The 21,506-nt window shown below is 71.6% G+C and carries 16 protein-coding genes and 3 pseudogenes; 8 read left to right on the forward strand and 11 right to left on the reverse strand.

The genetic code is table 11. The features are described from left to right. Positions 1 to 38: 38 nt before the first annotated feature. Positions 39 to 212, reverse strand: coding sequence for a hypothetical protein (locus ADK36_RS50555; RefSeq protein ID WP_234329917.1), 174 nt, complete (start codon positions 210 to 212; stop codon positions 39 to 41). A gap of 14 nt (positions 213 to 226) precedes the next feature. Here ADK36_RS50555 and ADK36_RS28980 point away from each other — a divergent pair, with 14 nt between their 5' ends. Next, positions 227 to 1,051, forward strand: a complete 825-nt coding sequence (locus tag ADK36_RS28980; RefSeq protein ID WP_048585357.1) for an alpha/beta fold hydrolase — start codon at positions 227 to 229, stop codon at positions 1,049 to 1,051. 35 nt (positions 1,052 to 1,086) lie between these two features. Here ADK36_RS28980 and ADK36_RS46860 read toward each other — a convergent pair. The 7 genes and pseudogenes from ADK36_RS46860 to ADK36_RS29010 all read right to left on the reverse strand — a co-directional run. Beyond that, positions 1,087 to 1,608, reverse strand: a pseudogene (locus tag ADK36_RS46860) (IS5 family transposase); the annotation flags it as partial. Next, positions 1,575 to 1,688: pseudogene (locus tag ADK36_RS51590) on the reverse strand (IS701 family transposase); the annotation flags it as partial. The pseudogenes ADK36_RS51590 and ADK36_RS46860, both read right to left, overlap by 34 nt. Positions 1,689 to 1,728: 40 nt before the next feature. After that, positions 1,729 to 2,715, reverse strand: a complete 987-nt coding sequence (locus ADK36_RS28990; RefSeq protein ID WP_048585358.1) for an oxidoreductase — start codon at positions 2,713 to 2,715, stop codon at positions 1,729 to 1,731. A gap of 201 nt (positions 2,716 to 2,916) precedes the next feature. Beyond that, positions 2,917 to 3,186, reverse strand: coding sequence for a hypothetical protein (locus ADK36_RS28995; RefSeq protein WP_048585359.1), 270 nt, complete (start codon positions 3,184 to 3,186; stop codon positions 2,917 to 2,919). A 9-nt stretch (positions 3,187 to 3,195) separates the two neighbouring features. Then, positions 3,196 to 4,242 (reverse strand): ABC transporter ATP-binding protein, encoded by a 1,047-nt coding sequence (locus ADK36_RS29000; protein WP_048585360.1) that lies wholly within the window; start codon positions 4,240 to 4,242, stop codon positions 3,196 to 3,198. Then, a complete protein-coding gene (locus tag ADK36_RS29005; RefSeq protein WP_078942761.1) occupies positions 4,239 to 5,843 on the reverse strand; it encodes an ABC transporter permease in 1,605 nt (534 codons plus the stop codon). Before ADK36_RS29005 ends, ADK36_RS29000 begins: the two co-directional genes overlap by 4 nt. 6 nt (positions 5,844 to 5,849) lie before the next feature. Further along, the gene (locus ADK36_RS29010; RefSeq protein WP_048585362.1) at positions 5,850 to 6,893 is read right to left on the reverse strand and encodes an iron ABC transporter substrate-binding protein; all 1,044 of its coding nucleotides are present in this window, start codon (positions 6,891 to 6,893) and stop codon (positions 5,850 to 5,852) included. A gap of 301 nt (positions 6,894 to 7,194) precedes the next feature. Here ADK36_RS29010 and ADK36_RS29015 point away from each other — a divergent pair, with 301 nt between their 5' ends. Together ADK36_RS29015 and ADK36_RS29020 are read left to right on the forward strand one after the other, a co-directional pair. Further along, positions 7,195 to 9,783 carry an AMP-binding protein gene (locus ADK36_RS29015; protein WP_234329918.1) on the forward strand — a complete coding sequence of 863 codons (2,589 nt, stop codon included), beginning with the start codon at positions 7,195 to 7,197 and terminating at the stop codon, positions 9,781 to 9,783. A 290-nt stretch (positions 9,784 to 10,073) separates the two neighbouring features. Continuing rightward, positions 10,074 to 13,796, forward strand: a complete 3,723-nt coding sequence (locus ADK36_RS29020) for a helix-turn-helix domain-containing protein (RefSeq protein ID WP_053199570.1) — start codon at positions 10,074 to 10,076, stop codon at positions 13,794 to 13,796. Between the two features lie 432 nt (positions 13,797 to 14,228). Here the strand turns inward: ADK36_RS29020 and ADK36_RS49080 are convergent, their stop codons facing one another. After that, positions 14,229 to 14,567, reverse strand: coding sequence for a hypothetical protein (locus ADK36_RS49080; protein ID WP_048585364.1), 339 nt, complete (start codon positions 14,565 to 14,567; stop codon positions 14,229 to 14,231). A 398-nt stretch (positions 14,568 to 14,965) separates the two neighbouring features. Here ADK36_RS49080 and ADK36_RS29030 point away from each other — a divergent pair, with 398 nt between their 5' ends. The 3 genes from ADK36_RS29030 (at position 14,966) to ADK36_RS29040 (ending at position 18,878) form a co-directional block, all read left to right on the forward strand. After that, positions 14,966 to 16,240, forward strand: a complete 1,275-nt coding sequence (locus ADK36_RS29030; protein WP_053199572.1) for a glycosyltransferase — start codon at positions 14,966 to 14,968, stop codon at positions 16,238 to 16,240. Next, positions 16,237 to 17,628 carry a hypothetical protein gene (locus tag ADK36_RS29035; protein ID WP_053199573.1) on the forward strand — a complete coding sequence of 464 codons (1,392 nt, stop codon included), beginning with the start codon at positions 16,237 to 16,239 and terminating at the stop codon, positions 17,626 to 17,628. The genes ADK36_RS29030 and ADK36_RS29035 overlap by 4 nt, the downstream gene beginning before the upstream one ends. Positions 17,629 to 18,116: 488 nt before the next feature. Beyond that, positions 18,117 to 18,878 carry a ribosome-inactivating family protein gene (locus ADK36_RS29040; RefSeq protein ID WP_053199591.1) on the forward strand — a complete coding sequence of 254 codons (762 nt, stop codon included), beginning with the start codon at positions 18,117 to 18,119 and terminating at the stop codon, positions 18,876 to 18,878. A 353-nt stretch (positions 18,879 to 19,231) separates the two neighbouring features. Here the strand turns inward: ADK36_RS29040 and ADK36_RS46870 are convergent. Then, positions 19,232 to 19,405: pseudogene (locus ADK36_RS46870) on the reverse strand (oxidoreductase); the annotation flags it as partial. A gap of 28 nt (positions 19,406 to 19,433) precedes the next feature. Between ADK36_RS46870 and ADK36_RS29050 the strand changes: the two are divergent. After that, entirely contained in the window at positions 19,434 to 19,832 is a 399-nt protein-coding gene (locus tag ADK36_RS29050; RefSeq protein WP_159391214.1) for an alpha/beta fold hydrolase, read from the forward strand. Positions 19,833 to 19,905: 73 nt separating this feature from the next. Beyond that, entirely contained in the window at positions 19,906 to 20,073 is a 168-nt protein-coding gene (locus ADK36_RS49085) for a hypothetical protein (protein ID WP_159029290.1), read from the forward strand. A 547-nt stretch (positions 20,074 to 20,620) separates the two neighbouring features. Here the strand turns inward: ADK36_RS49085 and ADK36_RS29055 are convergent. Then, positions 20,621 to 21,505, reverse strand: a complete 885-nt coding sequence (locus ADK36_RS29055; protein ID WP_053199579.1) for an SgcJ/EcaC family oxidoreductase — start codon at positions 21,503 to 21,505, stop codon at positions 20,621 to 20,623. Position 21,506 lies beyond the last annotated feature (1 nt).

The following is a 21,506-nucleotide window of genomic DNA, read 5'->3' on the forward strand; positions in this document are numbered from 1 at the left end:
CGGTGCAACTGACCGAGCGGGGTGTAAGGCGCCTCGGCTCAGACCTTCTCCGGACTCACGCGTGGATGCTCGGCAGTGAGCAGCCTGATGTCTTCCACGTCGGAAGTCAGGATCGTCAGCCGGCCGGGATGCCGCAGGGCGGTCGCGTCACAGCATGGCGTGAGCGCCTGCTTCAGCTGCGGAAATTCGATGGACCGGCCTGGATGGACCATGCAACGGTCCTGGCATGCCGAGCGAGATCGAGTTGCCAGATTCCTTCGGGTCCTTTACGTCGTTTGAGTCCTTCGACGGGACCGCCATCAGCTGCCGACAGCTCGGCTCTGGGCCACCGGTCGTCATGGTCCACGGCTCCGGCGGTGGGCTGCACTCCTGGCAGCCAGTGGCCGAACGACTCGCCGACCGGTTCGAGCTCTGGCTGCCTGCCCGTCGCGGGTACGCCCCGAGCGGGCCGGGCCGATCGCCGAAGCGCTTTGCCGACGAGGTGGAGGATCTTGGGGCGCTCATCGCCGAAATCGGCCGTCCCGTGCACCTGGTCGGCATGTCCTATGGCGCCACCGTCGCCCTGCACGCCGCGGCAGCCGGACTGCCGGTTCGCTCGCTGGTGCTGTGGGAGCCGCCGCTGTATGCAGCGGGCGAAGAACTAGCGCCCGTGCTGGGCGAATTCGAGGAGCTGATCGCAGACGGTGACCGGCGGCGGGCCGATCGGCTGCTGGCTGAGAAGGTGGCCCGCGTCCCGGCCGCGCTGCTGGAATCGATGGATGCGGGCGAGCCCGCCGCCGACGAACCCGCCGACGCGACCGGGTGGTGCCGTGACCTCGAGTCGATGGCCGCCGACTCGGTGGATGTGGAGCGCTGGTCCGCTGTCACCGTCCCTACGCTGCTGATGCGGGGCGCCGACACCTGGCAGCCGATGCCTGCAACTCTCGACCGGCTTGCGACCGCACTCCCCCACGTCACATTCACGACGTTCCCCGACCAGATGCACTTCGCGCCGTCGGTTGTCCCCGAAGCCGTGGCGGGAGAGATCGCTCGCTTCTTGCCGCGTTCCTGAAGCCGTCCAAGAGATGTCGGGCCCGAGCTGTCGCCTCACGGCCTGAGCCACAGACGGATAGAGGCGACGGTGACAGTGCCGTGGAAGACATAGGCGCGTTTGTCGAACCTCGTAGCTACCGACCGAAGGGTCTTGAGAGCATTGATCGTCCGCTCGACTTCGTTCCTCCTCTTGTAGATCGCCTTGTCGAAACCGGTGGCGCGACCTCCCTTGCTGCCGCGACGTTGCCGGTTGACCCGCTGGTTCTTCGGCTCAGGGATGGTGCGCTTGATCTGCCGCCGGCGCAGGTAGCGACGGTTGGCGCGGGACGAGTACGCCTTATCGCCACCGGGATGTTCAGGCCGGGTGCGAGGATGTCCGCCGCCGAGCCGGCCGATTCGGATGCGCTCCATGACGGGGATGAGCTGCGGGGCGTCGCCCCACCGGCCAGGAGTGATCAGCAGGGCCAGAGGGCGGGGTCCGCCCTCTCCCACGAGGTGGATCTTGCTGGTGAAGCCGCCCCGGGAGCGTCCGAGTCCCTCTTCGAGGACTGGCCCTTTTTGAGGAAGCCGGTCTCGTCCACGGTCAAGACACCGTCCTCGGCACCGAGGCGTTCGGCGGCGTAGGCGCGCACCTCGTCGCGGACCTCATCGGCGTCCTGTAGAGACGCTCGGGTGTGCGAGACCGGTCAACCGTCGTCAGCCGAGGGCGTCGAGCAACTCGCGCTCGCGCTGCGCGCTGAGGCCTGCGCGCCTTTCCCGGTCCAGCCCCTGCTCGCGTTCCCAGCGCAGCGTGTCGGCCAGCATCTCCGCCGGGGGCCGGTGACGCAGCCCCGCGGCGCACGCCGCGGACCCGTCCCGGGCCGACCACCCTTCCCAGCCCGGCTCAACCAGCCACATCGCCAGCGATTCGGACCCCATGTACTGGGCCACGCCGTTGGCGAGCAGCCACGCCGATTCGGCGGTGACCACAGGACCGGTGTGCCCGCCGGCGGCGCGGGACAACTCGATCCACTCTTCGAACGGAACGACCGGGCCGACAGCGTTGTACGTGCCGGTGGTTCCCGTCTCCGCGGAGTCGAGGAGCCAGGAGGTGAGGTCCCTCGCGTCGACCACCTGGGTGGGCATGGCCGGTGTGTCGGGGACCAGCATCGGCCCACGCGGATCGCGGGCGGCGCGGGCGACCCAGTAGCCGGAGCGGCCGCTGTGATCGCCCGGGCCGCCGATGAGCCCGGCTCGTGCGATGAGGAGGCGGTCGCCCACAGCGGCCGTCGACGCCTGCTCGCAGGCGACCTTCGCCTCGCCGTACAACTCGCGGCCGACCTCGCTCCGGTCGGTCGGGGCGAGCAGGGCCGCGGACTCGTCCGCCCCCAGCGTGGCGTGGGAGGCGTAGGCGTTACCGGACGAGACATACACCCAGTGCCCGGCCTTGCCGCCCAGCACGTCGAGCGCTCCACGAACGAAGCCCGGCTGCCATGACACCTCGACGACGGCGTCCCATACCCGGTCGAGCAGGGGCTCGTACGCCGACGGGCCGCGCCGGTCGGCGGCGACCAGTGTCGCTCCGTCCGCGACTTCTCCGCTCTCGCCACGCGCGAGGCAGGTCACCCGATGGCCGCGTTCGATCGCCTGCCGCGACAACTCCCGAGCCACCCATGCCGTTCCGCCCGGAACCAGGATCTCCATATCGACACACAAGCACCGGGATCACCGGCAGGCCAGGCAGATTCGCTGACAGCAGATGGTCAGCCGTCAGATCGATCTCAACCCTCGGGCAATCACGTCGACCCGCCGAGGCGTCCAAACGCCCGATCACGAAGTTGCACTGCAGCCCGGCGCAACCACGCCTGTGCGGAGACGGGTTCGTGCGGGTGCGGTTGCCTGTCGTCAGGAGGTGTCCAGCTGCCAGATGATGCTCCGAAGATCTGAGCCGCGGACCAGCTGGATCCTCCAGGGTTCGATACGGATTACGTGGTACTCGGGGTCTTCGGGTCCGCCCCGCCAGTACTGGACCGGGTCGTAACCCACTCCTGGCGGGCTGCCCTTGATGTTGTGGTGGAGCTCGTCGACAACGCGATCATCGAATCCCCTGGACGACCTCCGGATCGCCGAGCAGTTGCCCAGCTCGGCATCCGCGACGGCGACAAGCGCCCCCACCGTCCGCGGCTACGGGTGGAGGCCGGCCTCACCGACGACGCGGATACCCGTCTCATCCCCCGGGCGGACGGAGAGCCGGCCCGCGATCCGGATGTCGACCGAGGTGTCGTGGCCCTCGACGGCCACGGTGACCATGGCGTCGTGGCCGTAGTAACAGACATCGGTCACCGTGCCTCTGACCGCGCCCTCGGAGTGCGCGTCGGTGAGGCGGAGTTGTTCCGGACGGAGCAGGACCGTGCCGGCGCGCAGGCCGTCGGGTGGGGTGGCCAGGGGTACGGCGCCCAGAGCGGTGCGGGCTACTGTGCCGTCGCTGTCGACGGTGCCGGGGAGCAGGACGGCGTCGCCGACGAAGTCGGCGATCCAGGGGTCGGCGGGGTGGCGGTAGAGGTTCTGCGGGGTGTCGCACTGCGCGACCCTGCCGTCCCGTACGACGGCGACGAGGTCGGCGGTGGACAGGGCCTCCTGCTGGTCGTGTGTGACGAGGATCGCCGTGGCGCCGGTGGCGTGCAGAGCCGCCCGGACGTCCGACCGCACTCCCGCCCGCAGCGCGCTGTCGAGCGCGTTGAACGGCTCGTCCAGGAGCACGAGTTGCGGGCTCGGGGCGAGCGCACGGGCCAGGGCGATGCGCTGTTGCTGGCCGCCGGACAGCTCGTGCGGCATGCGATCGCCGTATCCGTCCAGGCCGACCAGTTCCAGCATGTCCTGGGTGCGGCGCCGCCGTTCGGTCCGTTCGACGCGGGTCAGTCCGAAGGCGACGTTGCGGGCCACGCTCAAGTGTGGGAAGAGGGCGCCTTCCTGGGGCACGATGCCGACGCGGCGGCGCTCGGGCGAGACGTGGACGCCGGGCCCGCTCAGCAGCCTGCCGTCGAGCCGGACGGTGCCCGCCTCGGCGTGCAGGAATCCGGCGACGATCCGCAGCATGGTGGTCTTGCCGCAGCCGGAAGGGCCGAGAACGGCGGCCAACGCGCCTGATGGAACGGCGAGTTCGAGGCCGCGCAGGACGGGTTCGCCAGCTCCGTAGGACTTGGTGAGCCCTTCGACGTGCAGTTCGTTCATGTCCGGTGCCTGCCTAGGAGGTACGAGGGGACGGCGGCCAGCAGGATCAGCACGGCGGCGTAGGGGGCGGCGGCCGCGAAGGATCCGGCTCCGGTCTCGGTCCACAACCGGGTGGCGAGGGTGTCCATGCCGGTGGGGCGCAGCAGGAGGGTCGCCGGGAGTTCCTTCATGCAGACCACGAAGGTGAGCGCGGCCCCGGCGGCCACACCGGGCGCGGCCAGTGGCACGGTGACCTCACGCAGTACCTGCCAGGGCCGCCGCCCGAGCGAGCGGGCCACCTCCTCCAGGACGGGCGGCGCCTGGAGCACGGCCGCGCGGGTGGCGGCCACCGCGACCGGCAGGAACAGCACGGCGTACGCACCGACCAGCAGCGGGAGTCGCTGGTACAGCGGGTACGCGTAACGCACGGCGAAGAACACCAGGGCGAGCGCGACCGTGATGCCGGGCAGTGCGTGCCCGGCGTACGCCGCCTGCTCCAGCAGACGGGCGCCGCGGCCGCGATACCGGGCCGCGATCACCCCGACCGGCAGGGCGAGGACCGTGGTGAGGCCCGCGCCCGCCGCCGCGACCCCGAAGGTGGCCCAGGCCGTCTGCGCCAGTCCGCCCAGCTCCCAGCCGGCCGAGCTGCCGACGGCCAGCCAGTAGCCGAGGGTGCCGAGCGGGAAGGCGACGGCAACGGCCACCACCGCCCCGCACCACATCAGGGCGAGCGGTCGCAGGCGGCGGAGGCGGACCGGAACCGCCGGGCGGGCGGTGCCCGTGCCGGTCCTGGCGTGCCCGGCCCGGCCACGGGCGCGGGCCTCGGCGGCGACGAGCGCAATCGTCATGACCACCAGCACCACGCTGAGAGCGGCGGCGGGCGTGCGGTCGAAGGAGGCGCGGTAGGAGGTGTGGATGGCCCGGGTGAAGGTGTCGTAGCGCATCAGCGAGACCGCGCCGAAGTCGGAGAGCACGTACAGCGCGACGAGCAGCGCCCCGCCCGCGGCCGCCGGCCGCAGCTGCGGCAGCGTGACCCTGACGAACGTCCGCAGTGGCCCGTGCCCGAGGGATCGCGCGGCCTCCTCCTGTGCCGGGTCGATGCCCCGCAGCGCGGCGGCGACCGGCAGATGGACGTACGGGAAGCTGACCAGCGTCAGGGCGAGCGCGGCGCCCCCGAACCCGGCGAGGTCCGGCTCGGCCGACAGCCAGGCGAAGGCGGCCACGTAACTCGGCACGGCCAGCGGCAGCGTGACCAGCACCGACCAGGCGCGGGCTCCGGGCAGTGTGGTGCGCACGGTCAGCCAGGCCAGCGAGACACCCAGCACCAGACAGGCCGCCACGACCACGGCGGTCAGCCCGAGGCTGCGGCCGAGCAGGTCGAGCGTCCGCTCGTCGGCGACGACGTCCCAGGCGAAGGCCGGGCCGCGTTCCAGGGCGCGGACGGCGAGGTAGCAGAGCGGCAGCAGGGCGAAGAGGGCGGCGACGCAGGCGGGGACGAGCAGGACCAAGGGCGGCCTGCGCCACGGCGACCGGAGCGCGCGCGCTACGCGGGCGGGTACGCCCTCGCGCCCGGCCGGGGCGGCGGCTCCGGTCGGGCGCGAGGGGGACGGCGGTGTGCGCACGGCCGGTCAGACCAGTCCGACGTCCTGGAGCATGGCCAGCGTCTCCTGGAGGGACTCCAGCTTGCCGAGGTCGATGTCGGGGGACTGAAGCGACTCGAACGCCGGCAGGCCCTTGACGGTGCTGGTGACCCCGGCGGCCAGCGGGTACTCCTTCGTCTTGTCCGCGAAGTAGGTCTGCGCCTCCTTCGACAGCAGGTAGTCCACGGCCTTCTGGGCGACCTCGCTCTGCCCGCCGTCCTTGAGGATGCCGGCGCCGGCGACGTTGATCAGCGCGCCGGGGTCCTTGCCGGGCAGGAAGTGCAGCTTGGCGTCGACCTTGTCCTCGCCCTTCTCGGCGACCCGCTCGTACCAGTAGTAGTGGTTGACCAGACCGAGGGAGACCTCGCCGGACTCGACGGCGTCCAGCGTGGCGAGGTTGTGGGCGTAGGTCTTGGCACCGTTCGCCTTCAGGTCCTGAAGCCACTTACGGGTGACGTCGTCGCCCTTCAGGACCCGCATGCCGGTGACGAACGCCTGGAAGGAGGCGTTGGTCGGCGCGAAACCGACCTTGCCCTTCCACTGCGGCTCGACGACGTCGAAGACGCTGTCCGGGACGTCGTCCGCACCGACCTTGTCCGGGTTGTACGCGATCACGCGGACCCGCCCCGAGAGACCGACCCAGTCGCCGCCGGAGCCGCGGTACGCCTCGTCGACCTCGTCGAGGGTGCCCTGGGGCAGCTTCTGCAGCATGCCTTCCTTGGACAAGGCGCCCAGCGCGCCGGCGTCCTGGGAGAAGAACAGCCCGGCCTTGGTGCGGTCGCCCTCCTCCAGGATCTGCGCGGCGAGCTCCGCGCTGTCGCCGTAGCGCACCTCGACCTCGGCACCGACGGCCTTCTCCAACTTGTCCAGAAGTGGCTTGACCAGCTTCTCGTTGCGGCCGGAGTAGATGACGAGGGAGGAGTCGGCGCCCTCGTCCCCGCTGCCCTCGTCGGAGCCGCACGCGGCGACGGCGGGGAGCAGCAGCGCGGCCGCGACCAGCGCGGTCATCCGGCGAACCGAGGGGCGTCGCATGGTGGGTGCCTTTCTGCAGGGCTCGCCTTGACGCCGCCGGTCACGTCGGTGGAAGCGAGCGGCGACGTCATTCTGTGGGTTTTCGGTGGCTTGATTGTGACCCCGCTATGAATAAGGTAAAGCTTACCTAAACGTCAAGGGTCCGTGTTAAGCGGACGTTGCTGCGGAAAGGGCACGCCCCGTGCTGCACCCCTCCGGGTCCCTCCCGGCTCCGTCCCGCCGTCTCCCGTCCCTTCCGGCCCCCCGCGCGATGGGCTCACTCCGGCCGTCCGCCTTCCCGGACTCGCCTCCGGAGCCGCGAGTGCGGCCGAACGGCGTGCCGTTCGCGCGCGGACTGGCGGCGCACGGCGACCGCGTCGCGCTCATCACGCCGGAGGGAGAGCTGTCGTACCGCGAACTGGCCGAGCGGGTCGCCGTCACCGCCGAGCGCCTCGGGCCCGTACGGCGGCTGGTGCTGGTGGCCGGGGCCAATCGGGCCGACGCGCTCATCACGCATCTGGCCGCCCTGTCCGCCGGTCACCCCGTCCTGCTGGTCCCCGGCGACAGCGAGAGCACGCTCCGCTCCCTGACGCAGGCGTACGCCCCGGACCTCGTGGCCCGCCAGGAGGCCGACGGGACGTGGGCCCTCGACGAGCGGCACCGCGACAGCGTCCACACCCTCCACCCGGACCTCGCCCTGCTGCTGAGCACCTCTGGCTCGACCGGCTCGCCCAAGCTGGTGCGGCTCTCCCACGAGAACCTTCAGGCCAACGCCGAGTCCATAGCCGCGTACCTCGGCCTCGACGACACCGACCGGGCGGCCACCACGCTGCCCATGCACTACTGCTACGGCCTGTCCGTCATCCACAGCCACCTGCTGCGCGGCGCGGGACTGATCCTCACCGAGCGGTCGGTGTCCGAGCCTGCCTTCTGGGAGGAGTTCCGAGCCGCCCGCGGCACTTCGCTGGCAGGAGTGCCGTACACCTTCGACCTGCTCGACCGGGTCGGCTTCGAGCGGATGGACCTGCCGTATCTGCGCCGCGTCACTCAGGCCGGGGGCCGGCTGGCGCCCGATCGGGTCAGCCGGTACGCCGAGTTGGGGCGCCGCTCGGGCTGGCAACTGTTCGTGATGTACGGCCAGACCGAGGCCACGGCCCGCATGGCCTTTCTCCCGCCGCAGCTCGCCGCCGAGCGACCCGAGGCCGTCGGTGTGCCGATACCCGGCGGCTCCTTCCGGCTGCAGCCGGTCGACGGTCATGGTCCGGACGTCGGTGAACTGGTGTACTCGGGGCCGAATGTGATGCTCGGTTACGCCGATGGCCCGGCCGACCTCGCCCTCGGCCGGACCGTGGAGGAACTGCGCACCGGGGATCTCGCCCGGCGCGCCACCGACGGGCTGTACGAGATCGTGGGCCGCCGCAGCCGGTTCGCGAAGATCCTCGGGCTGAGGATCGACCCGCAGCGCGTCGAGTCCCTGTTGAAGGAGCACGGGGTCACCGCCTACTGCGCGGGAGACGGGGAATCGCTCGCGGTGGCCGCGCTCGCAGACGCCGGTGAGCAGGGACGGATCCGGCAGCTGGTCGCGCGGGACTGCGGGCTCCCGGCCCGCGCGATACGGGTCCGGGCCCTCGACCGACTCCCCCACCTGGCCACGGGCAAGCCCGACTACGAGGCCGTACGGCGTCTGACACGCCCCGCAGAGGAGGCGGCGCCCGACCCCGGTGAGGATCTCCGACGCCTCTACGCGGAGATCCTCGACCGCGCCGACGTCACCGAGGACAGCAGCTTCGTCAGCCTGGGCGGTGACTCACTGTGCTACGTCGAGGTATCCCTGCGCCTGGAGGAGGCCCTGGGCCATCTGCCCACCGACTGGCACACGATGACGATCCGCCGGCTCCGGCCCCTGGCCGCGCCCGTGCCCCAGAGGGCGGAAGAACCCCGCGGCCAGGAGCCACGGCCGGTCACCCGGCCACCGTCCCCGGGACTCCGGCGCGCGCTACGATCCTGGACGACCCCGCAGTCCTGGAGGACCCGCCGGACTCTGGAGACCGGCATCGCCCTGCGCGCCGTCGGGATCGTCCTCATCGTCGGCTCGCACGTCCAGGTCTTCGACATCAAGGGCTTCGCCCACATCCTCCTCTGCGTCGCGGGCTACAACTTCGCCCGCTTCCAGCTGACCGACGCGGGACGCCGCGAGCGCGTACAGCGCCTGGGGCGCAGCATCGCCCGCATCGCCGTGCCGAGCATGGTGTGGATCACCGGCGCGGTGCTCCTGACCGACTTCTACGACCCGGCCAACGCCGTGCTGCTCAACAGCCTGCTCGACCAGGGGAACGATCGCTTCGACTGGGCCTACTGGTTCGTGGAGGCCCTGGTCTACTTCCTCGTGGCCCTCGCCGCCCTCATGGCCGTACCGGTGCTGGACCGGCTGGAGAGGCGGTACGCGTTCGGCGTGCCGCTGGCGCTCACGGCCGTCGGCCTGGTCGGCCGCTACGACCTGCTGGGCCTCGCGTCCGCCCGCCCGCAGCTGAGCCCCACAGTGGTCTTCTGGCTGTTCGCACTGGGGTGGGCGGCCGCACGGGCGGGCACCGTGCGGCAACGGGCACTGCTGATGGGGGTGCTGCTGCTCACGGTGCCCGGCCTGTTCCAGGACCAGCCCCTGCGCACGACCATCGTGATCGCCGGACTGGTGCTGCTGATCTGGGTACCGGCCCTGCCCAGCCTCGGCCCGCTCAACGCGCTCGCGGGCGTCCTGGCGAGCAGCTCCCTCTACATCTACTTGACGCACTACCAGGTCTACCCCTACCTCCAGGAGGACTTCCCCCTCACCGCCCTGTTCGCCTCCCTCGTGGTCGGCGTCGGCTACGCGGCGGTCGTGACCCGGGTGACGCGGACGGTCCGGTGGCTGTAGCCGTGCCCCCGCGCCACGTGATGTCCTCGGCCGGACGAGCGTTCCCTCCGAGAGGGCGGGCACGCCGGGTGTTCGCTCAGCAATGAGAACGCCGAGGCGGGACCGAGCCCGGCAACCCGGGAGTTGTCAGCCATCCCTCCTCTCATCAGGGAAAACAAACTCAGCACCGCTGGTACGAACAACTTCTCCGGCGAACATCACAGTCGGAAAGGGTTCTCGCCCGAGGAGGACGAAAAGTACCGTGTGCTGCTGATCAGCATGTTCTTCCTGTATGTGAAAGAGGCTTCGCCATGGGGCGCCCCGAACTACCGGTCGACCCGGCGGCCGGTCCCGTGCAGCGACTCGCCCACGATCTTCGGGAGCTGCGCCGCTCGGCGGGTGGCGTGTCGTACCGGGCCATGGCGAAGAAGACCAGCTTCTCGGTGACGACCCTGGCGAAAGCGGCGAGCGGCGAGCGGCTGCCGTCGTTGGCCGTGCTCCGGGCGTACGTCCAGGCATGCGGCGCCGACCCCGGTCCGTGGGAGGCACGGTGGGCGGAGGCCGAGGCGCTGGCCGAGGAGGAGCAGCAGGAGGATGCCGACGCCGCACCGCCCTACCGTGGCCTCACGCGCTTCGAGCCAGACGACCGTGAGCTGTTCTTCGGCCGGGACCGCCTGATCGACGAGCTGAGCGAGCTGGCGTGCGGGTCCCCGTTCGCCGTGGTGTTCGGGGCGTCCGGCAGCGGCAAGTCCTCCCTGCTGCGAGCCGGTCTGATTCCCCTGCTGCGGGAGAAGATCGCGCAGCAGGGGCGTGAGGCGGTGCTTCGGATCCTCACTCCGGGAGCCCGGCCCGCCACCACCTACGGACATCTGCTGAAGCCGACGGCCGACGATCCGGAGAGCTGGGTGGTGGTGGATCAGTTCGAGGAGGTCTTCACCCTCTGCCACGAACGCGCCGAGCGGGACCGCTTCCTCGACCTTCTGCTCGCCGCGCGCGACCCGGGAAGCCGACTGCGCGTGCTCATAGCCGTACGGTCCGACTTCTACGCACGGTGCGCCGAGCACCCGCGACTGGCGGAGGCGCTGCACGCCAGTGGGCTCCTGGTCGGGCCCATGACCGCGGACGAGCTGCGCGAGGCGGTGATCCGACCTGCGCAGGCGGCCGGGCTCATCGTGGAGCGGACACTGACCGCACGGATCGTCGAGGACGTGCTCGACGAGCCCGGCGGACTGCCGATGCTGTCCCACGCCCTGTTGGAGACCTGGCGGCGGCGCAAGGGGCGGATGCTGACCCTGGCCGCGTACGAAGCGGCCGGTGGGGTACGCGGCGCGATCGCGGCCAGCGCCGAGGAGGCGTACGGAGAGCTCTCACCGGCGCAGGCGCACGCCGCCCGGCACCTGCTCCTGCGGATGGTCGAGCCCGGCCAGGGCAACGCCGACACGCGCCGCCCGCTGAGCTGGGAGGAAATGGCCGGGTGGGAGGACCCCGGGGTGCGAGCCGTCGCCGGGCGGCTGACCCGGGCCCGGCTGCTGACCACCGACGACGACGGAGTGCAGCTCGCCCACGAGGCACTCATCAACAGCTGGCCGCGGCTGCGCGAGTGGATCGACGCGGACCGGGAGCGGCTGCGCCACCACCGGCAGCTGACCGACGCCGCCCGCACCTGGCTGGAGCACGACCGCGACCCGGGCACGCTCTACCGGGGCACCCGCCTGGCGCGGGCCGAGGAGCTGTTCGCGGGCGACGACCGCGGCTACGACGGTCTGACGTCCGAGGAGACGGCCTTCCTGGTCGCCGCGGCGGAGCAGCGGGCGACGGAGGAGCGGGCCGCCACCCGGGCCCGGCGCCGCAGCCGTACGCTCACGGCCTCGCTCTGCGCCGTGCTTGCGGTGGCCCTGGTCGTCGGCCTGACCGCCGTGCGACTGCGTCAGGACAGCGAGAAGCAGACCACCGACACGGCGGCCCGCCGGGTGGCCGCGGTCGCCGAGGCGCTGCGTACCACCGACCCGCGCACCGCGATGCTGCTCGGCGTCGCCGCATGGCGCATCTCTGAGCTGCCGGAGTCCCGCCGAGCCCTAGTGGGCGCGCTGGCCCAGCCCGAACTGGACAACTTCATCGACCCGGCGCCCGGTGACGAACCGAACCGGTACCTCGACACCTCCGGGCGCACTCTGCTCAGCATCGGCGACAAAACCTGGCGGACGTGGGATGTGGGCACCCACCGCCGTATCGCCTCGGGGCCGGTACCTCACGGGGCGATACTCGGCGCGGGTCCGGGCGGCCGGGTGCTCGTCATCCAGACCGGCCAGCAGACCCAGCGGCTGTGGGACACCCGAACGGGGCGCTGGATCGCGGGTCCGCTGCCGTTCAGGGACACCGTGAGCTTCGGGGCGAGTGGCCGCAACTACCTGGTGAGGAGCCCGGACGACGACCGGGCCGGGCTCTACTCCGTCACCGACGGCCATCTGGTCTTCCGTACCCCGTCGGCCGGCCGGGGGGAGCTCGCCCACGCGGCGGCCGACGACCGGCTGCTGGCCGTCTGCCCGCGCGGCGGGGCCCCGCAGGTCTGGGACACCTCCGCGCGCAGCGTCCGCTCCGGTGCCTGGACGAGCGCTCGCGGCGTCTGCGGTGTCGACGCCTTCCTGGGCCTCACCGGCGGCAGACTCCTCGCTCTCGCCGGGGACCGGGTGCGTGTATGGGACACCACGTCGGGACGAGAGCTCGCCGATGTCGCCCATCCAGGTGCCCTTGGGGCCGTCGTGAGCGCGGACGGCTCGTTCCTGGCGACCGGTGGCGGCCAGGAGATCAGAGTGTGGCGTCTGCCCAACGGCGGCGCCCCCGTTTTCCGGCACTCCTTGGACAACGAGTCGCTCTCCGGTCTCGCCTGGGACTCCTCGCGGCCCCTGCTGCGGTACCTCGAAGGGGGCACGGCCCACACCCTCGACCTCACCACGACGCTCACCCCCGCCTGGCGCACGAGTCCGCTCGCCGGGGTACGGCTCAGCCCCGACGGCAGGATGCTCGCCACCGCCGAACGTGTCGGTGACCGCTACGTCTTCCAGCTGCGGAACACGCGCGACGGCCGTCTGCTGCGAACCCTGCCGGCCCCGTCACGTTCCGTCTCGCGCACCGGCATACCGACGGTCCCCGCGGACGCCACCGAGCCGTTGCTGTCCTTCAGCCCCGACGGCGGCATGTTCGCGTACGGAGTCTCCGTCCCCGGCTGGGACACGGTGCCTCAGCGTCTGACCGTGTGGGACGTGGCCGCCGGACACGCGAAGACCACTGTGGACCTGTCGACGCCGTCCGCGATGCCGGCGGACGCGATCGCCCTGGGACCGGGCGGCCGTACGCTCCTCACCACCCGTTTGACCGACGACGGCATCGTCAACGAGACATGGGACACCATGCGTCGGCGGAGGACGGCGCTCCTCCCCGGCCCGGCCGGGAATCATCTGGCCTTCAGCCGGGACGGCAAGCTCCTCGTGACCGACAACCGCGTCGTGCGAGCGGGCCGGTCCCACGCCCATGACCTCGTCCAGCACGACGGCATCGGAGCCATCGCCTTCGCTCCCGACGGCTCCGGCCTGGCGGCGGGCGACTGGACAGGGCGGGTGGCCCTCTGGGACGGCGACCTCCGGCACCGAGCGGGCATCCTGAGGAACGTCTTTCCGGCGCCCGTCGATCCGTCCTCCGACTCAGCCGAGGCGATCACGGCTCTCGCATTCAGTCCGGACGGCCGCACGCTCGCCGTGGGCGGCAACGCGGGCACCGTCCAACTCTGGGACATCTCGACCCAGCAACCTCTCGGTCCTTCTCTGCCCACCTCCGGTGAGAGCGTCGACACGCTCGCCTTCAGCCCGGACAGCACCATGCTGTACGCGGGCGGCAAGCACGTCCCGCTCCAGCGGTACGTCGTGGATCCTGACCGAGCGGTGTCCCTTGTCTGCTCCCGTGCCGGGAACACGGAGCTGACCCGTGCGCAGTGGCGCACCTACATTCCCGACCAGCCGTACCAGCGGGTCTGCCCCTGACCGTCTCGGTGGATCATGAAAGTGGCCGGGGCGGCAGTGCGATCAGCCCCGGGACTCGCACCAGTACGGCTCGAACCGGTGCCCGCCCGCCTACCTTCCTTGCTTCAGAGCAGGCTGCTGCCCCGGCCGAGGGGGGAAGTCCGGACCGGGGCAGCGGCGGGTCGATCGTCAAAGGCCCGGGAGTCGTCCCTCCAACCATCCCACCGGGTCAAACAGTCCCCCCGGCGACGGCGGACGCCTGGTCGCGGGAGCCGAGAACCGTACGCGGGCGCCGGGCAAGCAATCCAAGGGCGTCCCGGTAGAGGCAGAAGCCTCTGACGCCGGCCAGTCCGGAACCGCCCACCGAATTGTCTGACCTGGCGAAAGGGACGTGCCAAACAACATTCCGGCTGCGAGCGTCGGTGCGGCAAGGCCGGATCCCGGCACCCTGAGTCACCCGGAGAAGAGCACATGTCTTCCACCGGCGCGATGACGCTCCCCGAGTCGGAAGCGCCTCAACAGCCGCCGCCGCGACGCCGCACCCGCAGGATCACCGTCGGCGGTCAGTACGCCGGACCCGCAGCGCAGGGCCATGCTCACCGGAGGGCTGCCAGCCTCCGCGCCCCTGATCACCGGATGTTCGTCGAAGACGGCCGCCACGAAGGCCTCGGCCGCGACGGCGGGGGCCACGGCGAGCGCCTCGGCATCCGCGAGTGCGGCCGCGGTCCCGGGCTCCCCCTGGTCGGCGTTCGCACGGCTGATGGAGGGCAACAAGCGCTGGATGGACGGCACGCTCCAGCACCCGACCGGGACCCCGAGCGCCGACGGTTCGTCGCCCCAAGCAGGACCCCTACGGCGTGATCCTGTCCTGCACCGACTCCCGGGTGCCACCGGAGCTCCTCTTCGACACCGGCCGCGTGGAAGTCCTCACCGGAGCACCCTCCGCCTGAAGATCGCGAGACCGGGCCCGCGCAAGGCGCCGCCGTCGGCCACCCGGATCGGTCGCCGGCCTGTCGGGCTCGAACCGACCTGCCCCGAACCGACCCGCGCGGAGCCTTCGCAGAACGCGGGCGGCAGGGCCCGCCCGTAACCCCGCCGCCTCTGGCCGGCACGGGGTGCGGTCGCCTCGCCGAAGGCGAACACAGTGACACTGACCAGCCATTTCACAGGGAAAACGGGGGACGCCGCACGTGCGCATCGCCTTCCTGCTGCACAACGCCTACGCGATGGGCGGCACCGTACGGACGACCATGACACTCGCCGACACGCTCGCCGGGCGACACCAGGTGGAACTCGTGTCCGTCTTCCGGCACCGCGAGACACCACAACTGGGGCGGTCGCCGGAGGTACCGCTGCGGGCCCTGGTGGACCGGCGCAAGGGATCCGAGGACGCGGCACACCCCCTCGCCCGGCGGGCCGGGGAGGTCTTCCCGAAGGGGGACAGCCGCTCGCACCAGTACCACCGGCTCGCCGAGCAGCGGGTCATCGACTGGCTGCGGGAGACGGACGCCGACGTCGTCGTGGGCACCAGGGCCGGACTCAACGCGCTGCTGGCCCGGTTCGGACCACGACATGCCGTGCTCGTCGGCCAGGAGCACCTCACCCACGACAACCACCCGCACCGACTGCGGACGGAACTCCAACGCTGGTACGGCGGTCTCGACGCGCTGGTCACCATGACCGAGGCCGACGCGCGCGACCACCGGCGCGGCATGCGGCTGCCGCGCACCCGGGTGCTGGCCATCCCCAACAGCGTTCCCGAACCCTCGGTGCCGCCGGCCGACGCGGCGGCCAAGGTCGTCGTCGCGGCGGGACGGCTGGCCCGCGTCAAGCGGTACGAGATGCTGGTCGACGCGTTCGCCCTGGCCGGTGCGGCCTGCCCCGACTGGTCCCTGCGCATCTACGGGGACGGCGCGGAACGCGCCCGGATAGCCGACCGGATAGCCCACCACGGCCTGGGTGACCGGGTCCTCCTGATGGGTTCGGCCACTCCCATCGAGGCCGAGTGGGTCAAGGGCTCCATCGCCGCGGTGACCTCCGCGCACGAGTCGTTCGGGATGACGATCGTGGAGGCCATGCGCTGCGGCCTGCCCGTGGTGAGCACCGACTGCCCCCACGGGCCCGGCGAGATCATCCGCCACGGTGTGGACGGCTGTCTCGTCCCGCGCGACAGCACCCGGGGTGTGGCGGACGCGCTGCTGGCACTGATGCGGGACGACGGACGGCGTGCGGAGATGGGCAGGGCCGCCCGGGCCAGTGCGGCGAAACGATTCACCCCGGAGGGCGTCGCCGACCGCTACGAGCGGCTGTTCAGCACCCTGGTTCAGGAGCGGGCCCAGCGGTCCGCTCCACCGCCCGGCCCGGCCGACTGGCGCGACCGTGCCACCGTGCTCGCCGCCACGGCAGGCATCCTCGCCCGCGCAGCGGTGCGCCGTGGGCGGCGCAAGCTGGGGTGGGTCGGATGAACGCGGATCGCACAGCGGCCTCGGCACGGCGGATGCTGTGGATCGTGGTCGCCGGGTTCTGTGTGGTGTCGGCCGTCCTCGTACCGCTCACACTGCCGCTCGGCTGGGACGAGCTCGTGTACGCCAGCCGCTTCGGGCCGTACGGTCCCGCGACCCCGTTCAGCGCCCCGCGCACCCGCGGGGTCCCCCTGCTGCTTGCTCCGATCGCCTCCTGGAGCGACTCGACGGTACTGCTCAGGGTGTGGCTGCTCCTGCTGGCCGGCGGTGCGCTCTGGCTGGGATTCCGGCCCTGGCTGCGCATCGTGCACCGCCCGGCGGCGGTGTGGGTGGCGGCCGGGCTGTACGGCAGCCTGTGGGTCACTCTGTTCTACGCCGGTTCCGCGATGCCGAACCACTACACCGCGATGGGTGCCACCGCCGCGGTGGGCTGTTTCCTCGCGCCGCGTCCCCGGTACGCGGGTGTCGCGGCAGGACTGGCGGTGGTGACCCTGATGCGGCCCAACGACGGTGTGGCCGTCGCCGCGCCGCTGCTCCTGGCCGCCGTACTGATGCCCGCACTGCGCGGCCACCTCTGGGGGCGTCTGTCGGCCGCGGCGGCCGGACTCGTGGCGGGTGCGCTGCCCTGGGTCGTCGAGGCCGAGGTGCGGTTCGGCGGGGTGCGCAGCCGGCTCGCGGAGGCCGACCAGGTCCAGGGCGGCCTGCGGGCCGTCTTCTCCCTGCGCGACCATCTCACCGCGCTGGACGGCCCGCTGCTGTGCCGTCCCTGCACGGGCGACACCGTATCGCTGCCCGTGACGGAGTGGTGGGTGCTGCTGCCGCTGCTGGTCGGCCTGGGGCTGTGGGCGGAGCGCCGGGCGCGCCGGTCCGCTGCACCGCTGTGGCTGTCCGTGGCGGTGGCGGCGGCCACGGCGGCGCCGTATCTCTTCCTCGTCCCCTACGCCGCGCCGCGGTTCCTCCTGCCGGCCTACGCCCTGCTGGCGCTCCCTGCCGCTGTCGGGCTCCTCGCCGTGGTCCACCGGGCCCGCACCCGCCGTTCACTGCCGACGGCCGCGGTGCTCGCCCTGGCACTCCTCGGGCACTGGGGCATCCAGATCGGGCTCGTCCACACACATGCGGGCATCCAGCAGCGGGCCCGCGGAGACTGGGACCGGATCGCCTCCGTGCTGCGCGAGCACGGAGTGCACCCGCCGTGTGTCCTCGCGGGGAACCGTTCGACGATTCCCATCGCCCACACCGCGGGCTGCTCGGTCACGGAGTCGGATCCCCCGGCGCACCCCAGTGCGCTGGTCCTTCGCGAGCGGAACCCACCGCACTGGGCGCGCGACTGGCAACGTTTTCCGGTGCCGGACACCTACAACCCCGGATGGACCGTCGTCGTGCGTCCATGACGGCCGGCCGTGCGCCGCAGGGCCGGTAGGGCGATGCGGCCCCCGAAGTCCACTGCGGCGCCGACGGCCCCCGAGGTGCCACGCCCCGGTCGTGTCCTTTGGCCGGCTGATCCCTCTCAGCGTCCACTGGGACGAACTGGACGCACTCGGCATGCTGCACAACTCCCGCCCTGCTCGTGGAGCGCGCGTGGCGCTCCGGGAAACGTGCGCGGGGCGAGCGCGCGGGCGAGGGCTTCGGTCCCGGCGCGAAGAGGCGGGCGGGGCGTCGAGCAGGTTGCCGGGCAGCCGCCGTACGCCGGTGGCGTCCTGCACCAGCGTGTCGCCCGCAAGGTAGAGGCGTGGAGCGACGGCGGCGTTACGTCCGGACAAGTAACGTGGAACTCGATCCTCCGGAATTGTATGCGGCGGCAAAAGGGGCCTGTCAGACAACCTCCCGGCTGTGAGTGTCGGTCGTGACATCGCTGCACGTCGAACAACCGGAGCACACCATGCCCACCAGCGTCCTGATCGCGGTCACCTTGTCCGTCCTTCTCGGGATCCTGGTGTTCTTCACAGTGCCCAGGGACACCGAGACATCCGCCTCGACGGCGGCGGACCATGTGACGATCAACGCCGAGACCGTCGCCGGCAAGGAACACGTCGACTTCCCACAGGTCCCCTGGAACATCAACCGCGGCTCGGGCGCCTATCTGACCATGCTCGACCAGCTGCGCAACCTCGCCGAGACCTCGGCCAACGGCCGCGTCATGCCCAACGTCGACACCGAGGTGAACGGCGCCATCACCGGCGACACGGAGAGCCAGGGTTTCGCCGACATCGTGATCAGCAGCGGCGACCGCACCCCCGCGGTGCATGCGATCGTACGGCTCAGCGACTTCTGCGTCGTGCGGTTCTTCTCCAGCGACACCCCGCACGACTTCGTCCTGAACCTCGCCTCCGACGTCCCCAACCATGAGGACGCCGACGACAACTGGTTCCTCGGCAAGGAGGGCTACGACGCCCTCGCCCGCGTCGCGAACCAGTCGCTGACCGCCGTCAACCTGAACGAGTCCAGCCTTGAGAACAGCCTCAGGGACCTCGGCATCCGCGGCACCGACCGCACCGCCCAGGCGCGCGGCATGCTGCGCTACATCTTCGCCATCACCGAGGCCTCCCGGTTCCGCCCCATCGCCGACCGCATCGCGCACGGCATGGACAACGGGTCCGACGTCTTCGTCACCGCACAGCAGGTCGGCCTGATACGTAACTAGGCCGGCATCAGCGATGTCTTCGTCGGCCTCACCAACCGCACCGACCTCTCCACCAGCACCGGCGTCGCCGGCGACACCATCGCGGACGTCCGGGTCGCCGCGGGCATCGGGCGCGACCGTGACGCCGTTACCGCCGGCCTTACCCTGCCGTGGAACTCAGGCGTCGTCGAAGGTCGCCCTCCTGCGGAAACGGGTTCTCATGGCCTGATCACCGAATCAAGCAGGAGCGCCGACGGATCCCTGGAGCCCGCCGGCACCCACCCTGGCTCACCATCGCCGTCCACAGCCGGCTCTGGTTCGCCCGGCCCCTCGCTGATGCCGTCCGCCGGCCCTGAGGACGCCGCACCGAAACCCGCACGGCGCAGCACGCGCACGGCCTCGGCGCGGTCGGCAGGCTCCCCCGAGACTCCGGGGCCGGTCAGGCGCATGGTGCCGAAGCCGAGGCGATTGACCGGCAGGTCGCCGCCGATCCGGAAGACACCGCTCTCGGCTGCGGGACGGACGGCGGTTCCGGTCGTGTTCGTGATCACGCGCGGGTCTCTCAAGGCTGAAGTGATGCGCCGGATGGTCGACGCCGCGGTGAGCATCGGCGGGCTCATCGACACCGCCTTCTCCCCCGAGGCCGCCGCCCGGCTCCGATTCGGCATGCCCGGCATCTTCGGCAACTCCCTGCGGCTGGACGCCGAGCCGAGCCTCGCCGAACTCCAGGCCGCCATGGCCGCCTTCTCGCTGCGTACGCAGGGGCTCCTGGACGACTGGGGCAGCGACCCCGTGCCGCTGCTGTACGTCAACGGAGACCAGGACCAGCACGTCCCGGCCGACGACTCCAGGCCCCTCGAGTCCCGCCCGAACACCGTCGTCCGGCTCGTGCCGAACGCCACCCACAGCGCCATGCAGAAGGCCCAGGAGATCGTCCCCTGGAGCCTGCAGTGGCTCCGCGACCAACTGGCCTGACCGCGCCACCACGCCGTCGAGCCCCGAGGCGGTTCTCAAGCCGTCGGCGCCACCGACGACGACCGGGCGGCGCATGCCGCCCGTACGCATCCCCTCGACGAGGGACACGAACCCGGGTGAAGGCGGCCAGGGCGGCATCCGGTGCACCGCAGCCAAACTGGAGACGGCCGCCAAGAAAGGCTTCACCGCCGAGGTCGTGATCAGCAACGGCATCGCGACCACCATCCGCGACAGCCACTGAGCCGCAGGCCGGCCGGAATGCGCCGCGCTGGATGCGGCCCAGTGCGGCGATGCGGCGCCGACCGGTGCGGGTGGGCGGGCGCACGCGTCGAGCCCCCACACATCACCTGGACCGCCGCACGCGCCGGCCAGGAACGGCGGCACACCGTCCCGAAGTCGGGGTTGGTCCAGTCGGCGACGGGTCCTTCGGGGAGGTAGGCGAAGTACTTGCGGTACTTGCGGGCGCCGGGGAACTGCCGCAGCAGCACCAGGGGCACGCCCGTCAGAGCCGGTCCGGCGACTCCCCGGCCGTTGGCGAGTGCCTCCTTGGCGACCGGTGGCGGCCGGGTGGCGAAGGCCCCACCCCGGCTCCGCCGCTGCCGTCCAGGGCGGCGACAGCGGCGGGCCGCCTGGCGTCGCAGCGTCGTCACGCGTCCGGCAGCCGGGGTGCGAGTGCGGTGTCGACCAGGGCCGGGGCGATCATCGGCGGTACGCGCTGTGCCTCCGCCTCGGTCCGCGGCTACAGCTGTCGCGTGGTTGCGCGGCCCTGCGGAGTATCTGGTCGGGGTTCAGGACCCGGTGGAGTCGGACGGCGGACGCGGGCCGCCGAAGCCGTGTTCCGAGAGGTCGAACCAGTTGCCCTCCGGATCCATCGCCCGGTACTCGGCGAAGGGACGGTTGGTGAAGCGTTCAGCCGGCTTCGGAGTGCCGGCCGCCACCAGGGCCTCGGTGGTGGCCGCCGTGTCCTCGATGTGGAATCCGAAGTGGTTGAAGCCGACCGGGGTCTCACCGTCGAGCTGATGCTTGATCAGGGCGAGGGAGAGATAGCCGTCGGACAGGAAGCAACTGCCGTCCGGATCACGGTGGAAGAGTTCCATCGCGAAGACCGAGGAGTAGAACTCGGCCAGCTTCTCCGGGTCGCGGGCCACGATGGCCAGGTGGCGCAGTCTCGGCCGGGCGGCGGTGGGTTCGTCCACGGTGGAATCCTTCGAGTCGGGGGCCTGCTGCACCGGGCGGGGCGCGGGGATCATGTTGTGGAACGCGCTGATCAACCAGTGGCGCTGTGCTGTCCGTTCCACGACGGCCAACGCGTGCGTGGTGGTCAGCGGCTGCCCGTCCGGGGCGGTGACGGTCGACTCCGCCTCCACCGTGGCCAGGTCGGGGCGGAGGAATCGGACGGCCACGACGCGTGCGTCGAGGACGGTTCCGGCGTACGGCCCCTGGAAGAGGGCGTCGTGCCCGGCCGCGACGCCGGCCCGGCCGAAGGGCTTGTCGCCTCGTACGGTCGTGAAGTCACAGTCCTCCGCGAAGCTCGCGGCGAAGAGCGCGGCGTCACCTGCCGCCCAGCCGCGGGCCATCTCGGCCCACAGGGCGCGGATCGCCCGAGCGTCGTCCTGGGTGCCGGCCTCGACGCCGACCTGGGCGGGGGTGTTCGTTCCTTCGGGCTGCTGCATC

The organism is Streptomyces viridochromogenes (genome assembly GCF_001270495.1).
Classification (GTDB): Bacteria; Actinomycetota; Actinomycetes; order Streptomycetales; family Streptomycetaceae; genus Streptomyces; species Streptomyces viridochromogenes_A.

Bases quoted from the DNA above. Each gene is read 5' to 3' on its own strand.
- ADK36_RS50555 (WP_234329917.1), bottom strand. From the start codon at position 212: ATGGTCCATCCAGGCCGGTCCATCGAATTTCCGCAGCTGAAGCAGGCG.
- ADK36_RS28980 (WP_048585357.1), top strand. From the start codon at position 227: ATGCCGAGCGAGATCGAGTTGCCAGATTCCTTCGGGTCCTTTACGTCG.
- ADK36_RS28990 (WP_048585358.1), bottom strand. From the start codon at position 2,715: ATGGAGATCCTGGTTCCGGGCGGAACGGCATGGGTGGCTCGGGAGTTG.
- ADK36_RS29000 (WP_048585360.1), bottom strand. From the start codon at position 4,242: ATGAACGAACTGCACGTCGAAGGGCTCACCAAGTCCTACGGAGCTGGC.
- ADK36_RS29010 (WP_048585362.1), bottom strand. From the start codon at position 6,893: ATGCGACGCCCCTCGGTTCGCCGGATGACCGCGCTGGTCGCGGCCGCG.
- ADK36_RS29020 (WP_053199570.1), top strand. From the start codon at position 10,074: ATGGGGCGCCCCGAACTACCGGTCGACCCGGCGGCCGGTCCCGTGCAG.
- ADK36_RS29035 (WP_053199573.1), top strand. From the start codon at position 16,237: ATGAACGCGGATCGCACAGCGGCCTCGGCACGGCGGATGCTGTGGATC.
- ADK36_RS29040 (WP_053199591.1), top strand. From the start codon at position 18,117: ATGCCCACCAGCGTCCTGATCGCGGTCACCTTGTCCGTCCTTCTCGGG.
- ADK36_RS29050 (WP_159391214.1), top strand. From the start codon at position 19,434: ATGCGCCGGATGGTCGACGCCGCGGTGAGCATCGGCGGGCTCATCGAC.
- ADK36_RS49085 (WP_159029290.1), top strand. From the start codon at position 19,906: ATGCCGCCCGTACGCATCCCCTCGACGAGGGACACGAACCCGGGTGAA.
- ADK36_RS29055 (WP_053199579.1), bottom strand. From the start codon at position 21,505: ATGCAGCAGCCCGAAGGAACGAACACCCCCGCCCAGGTCGGCGTCGAG.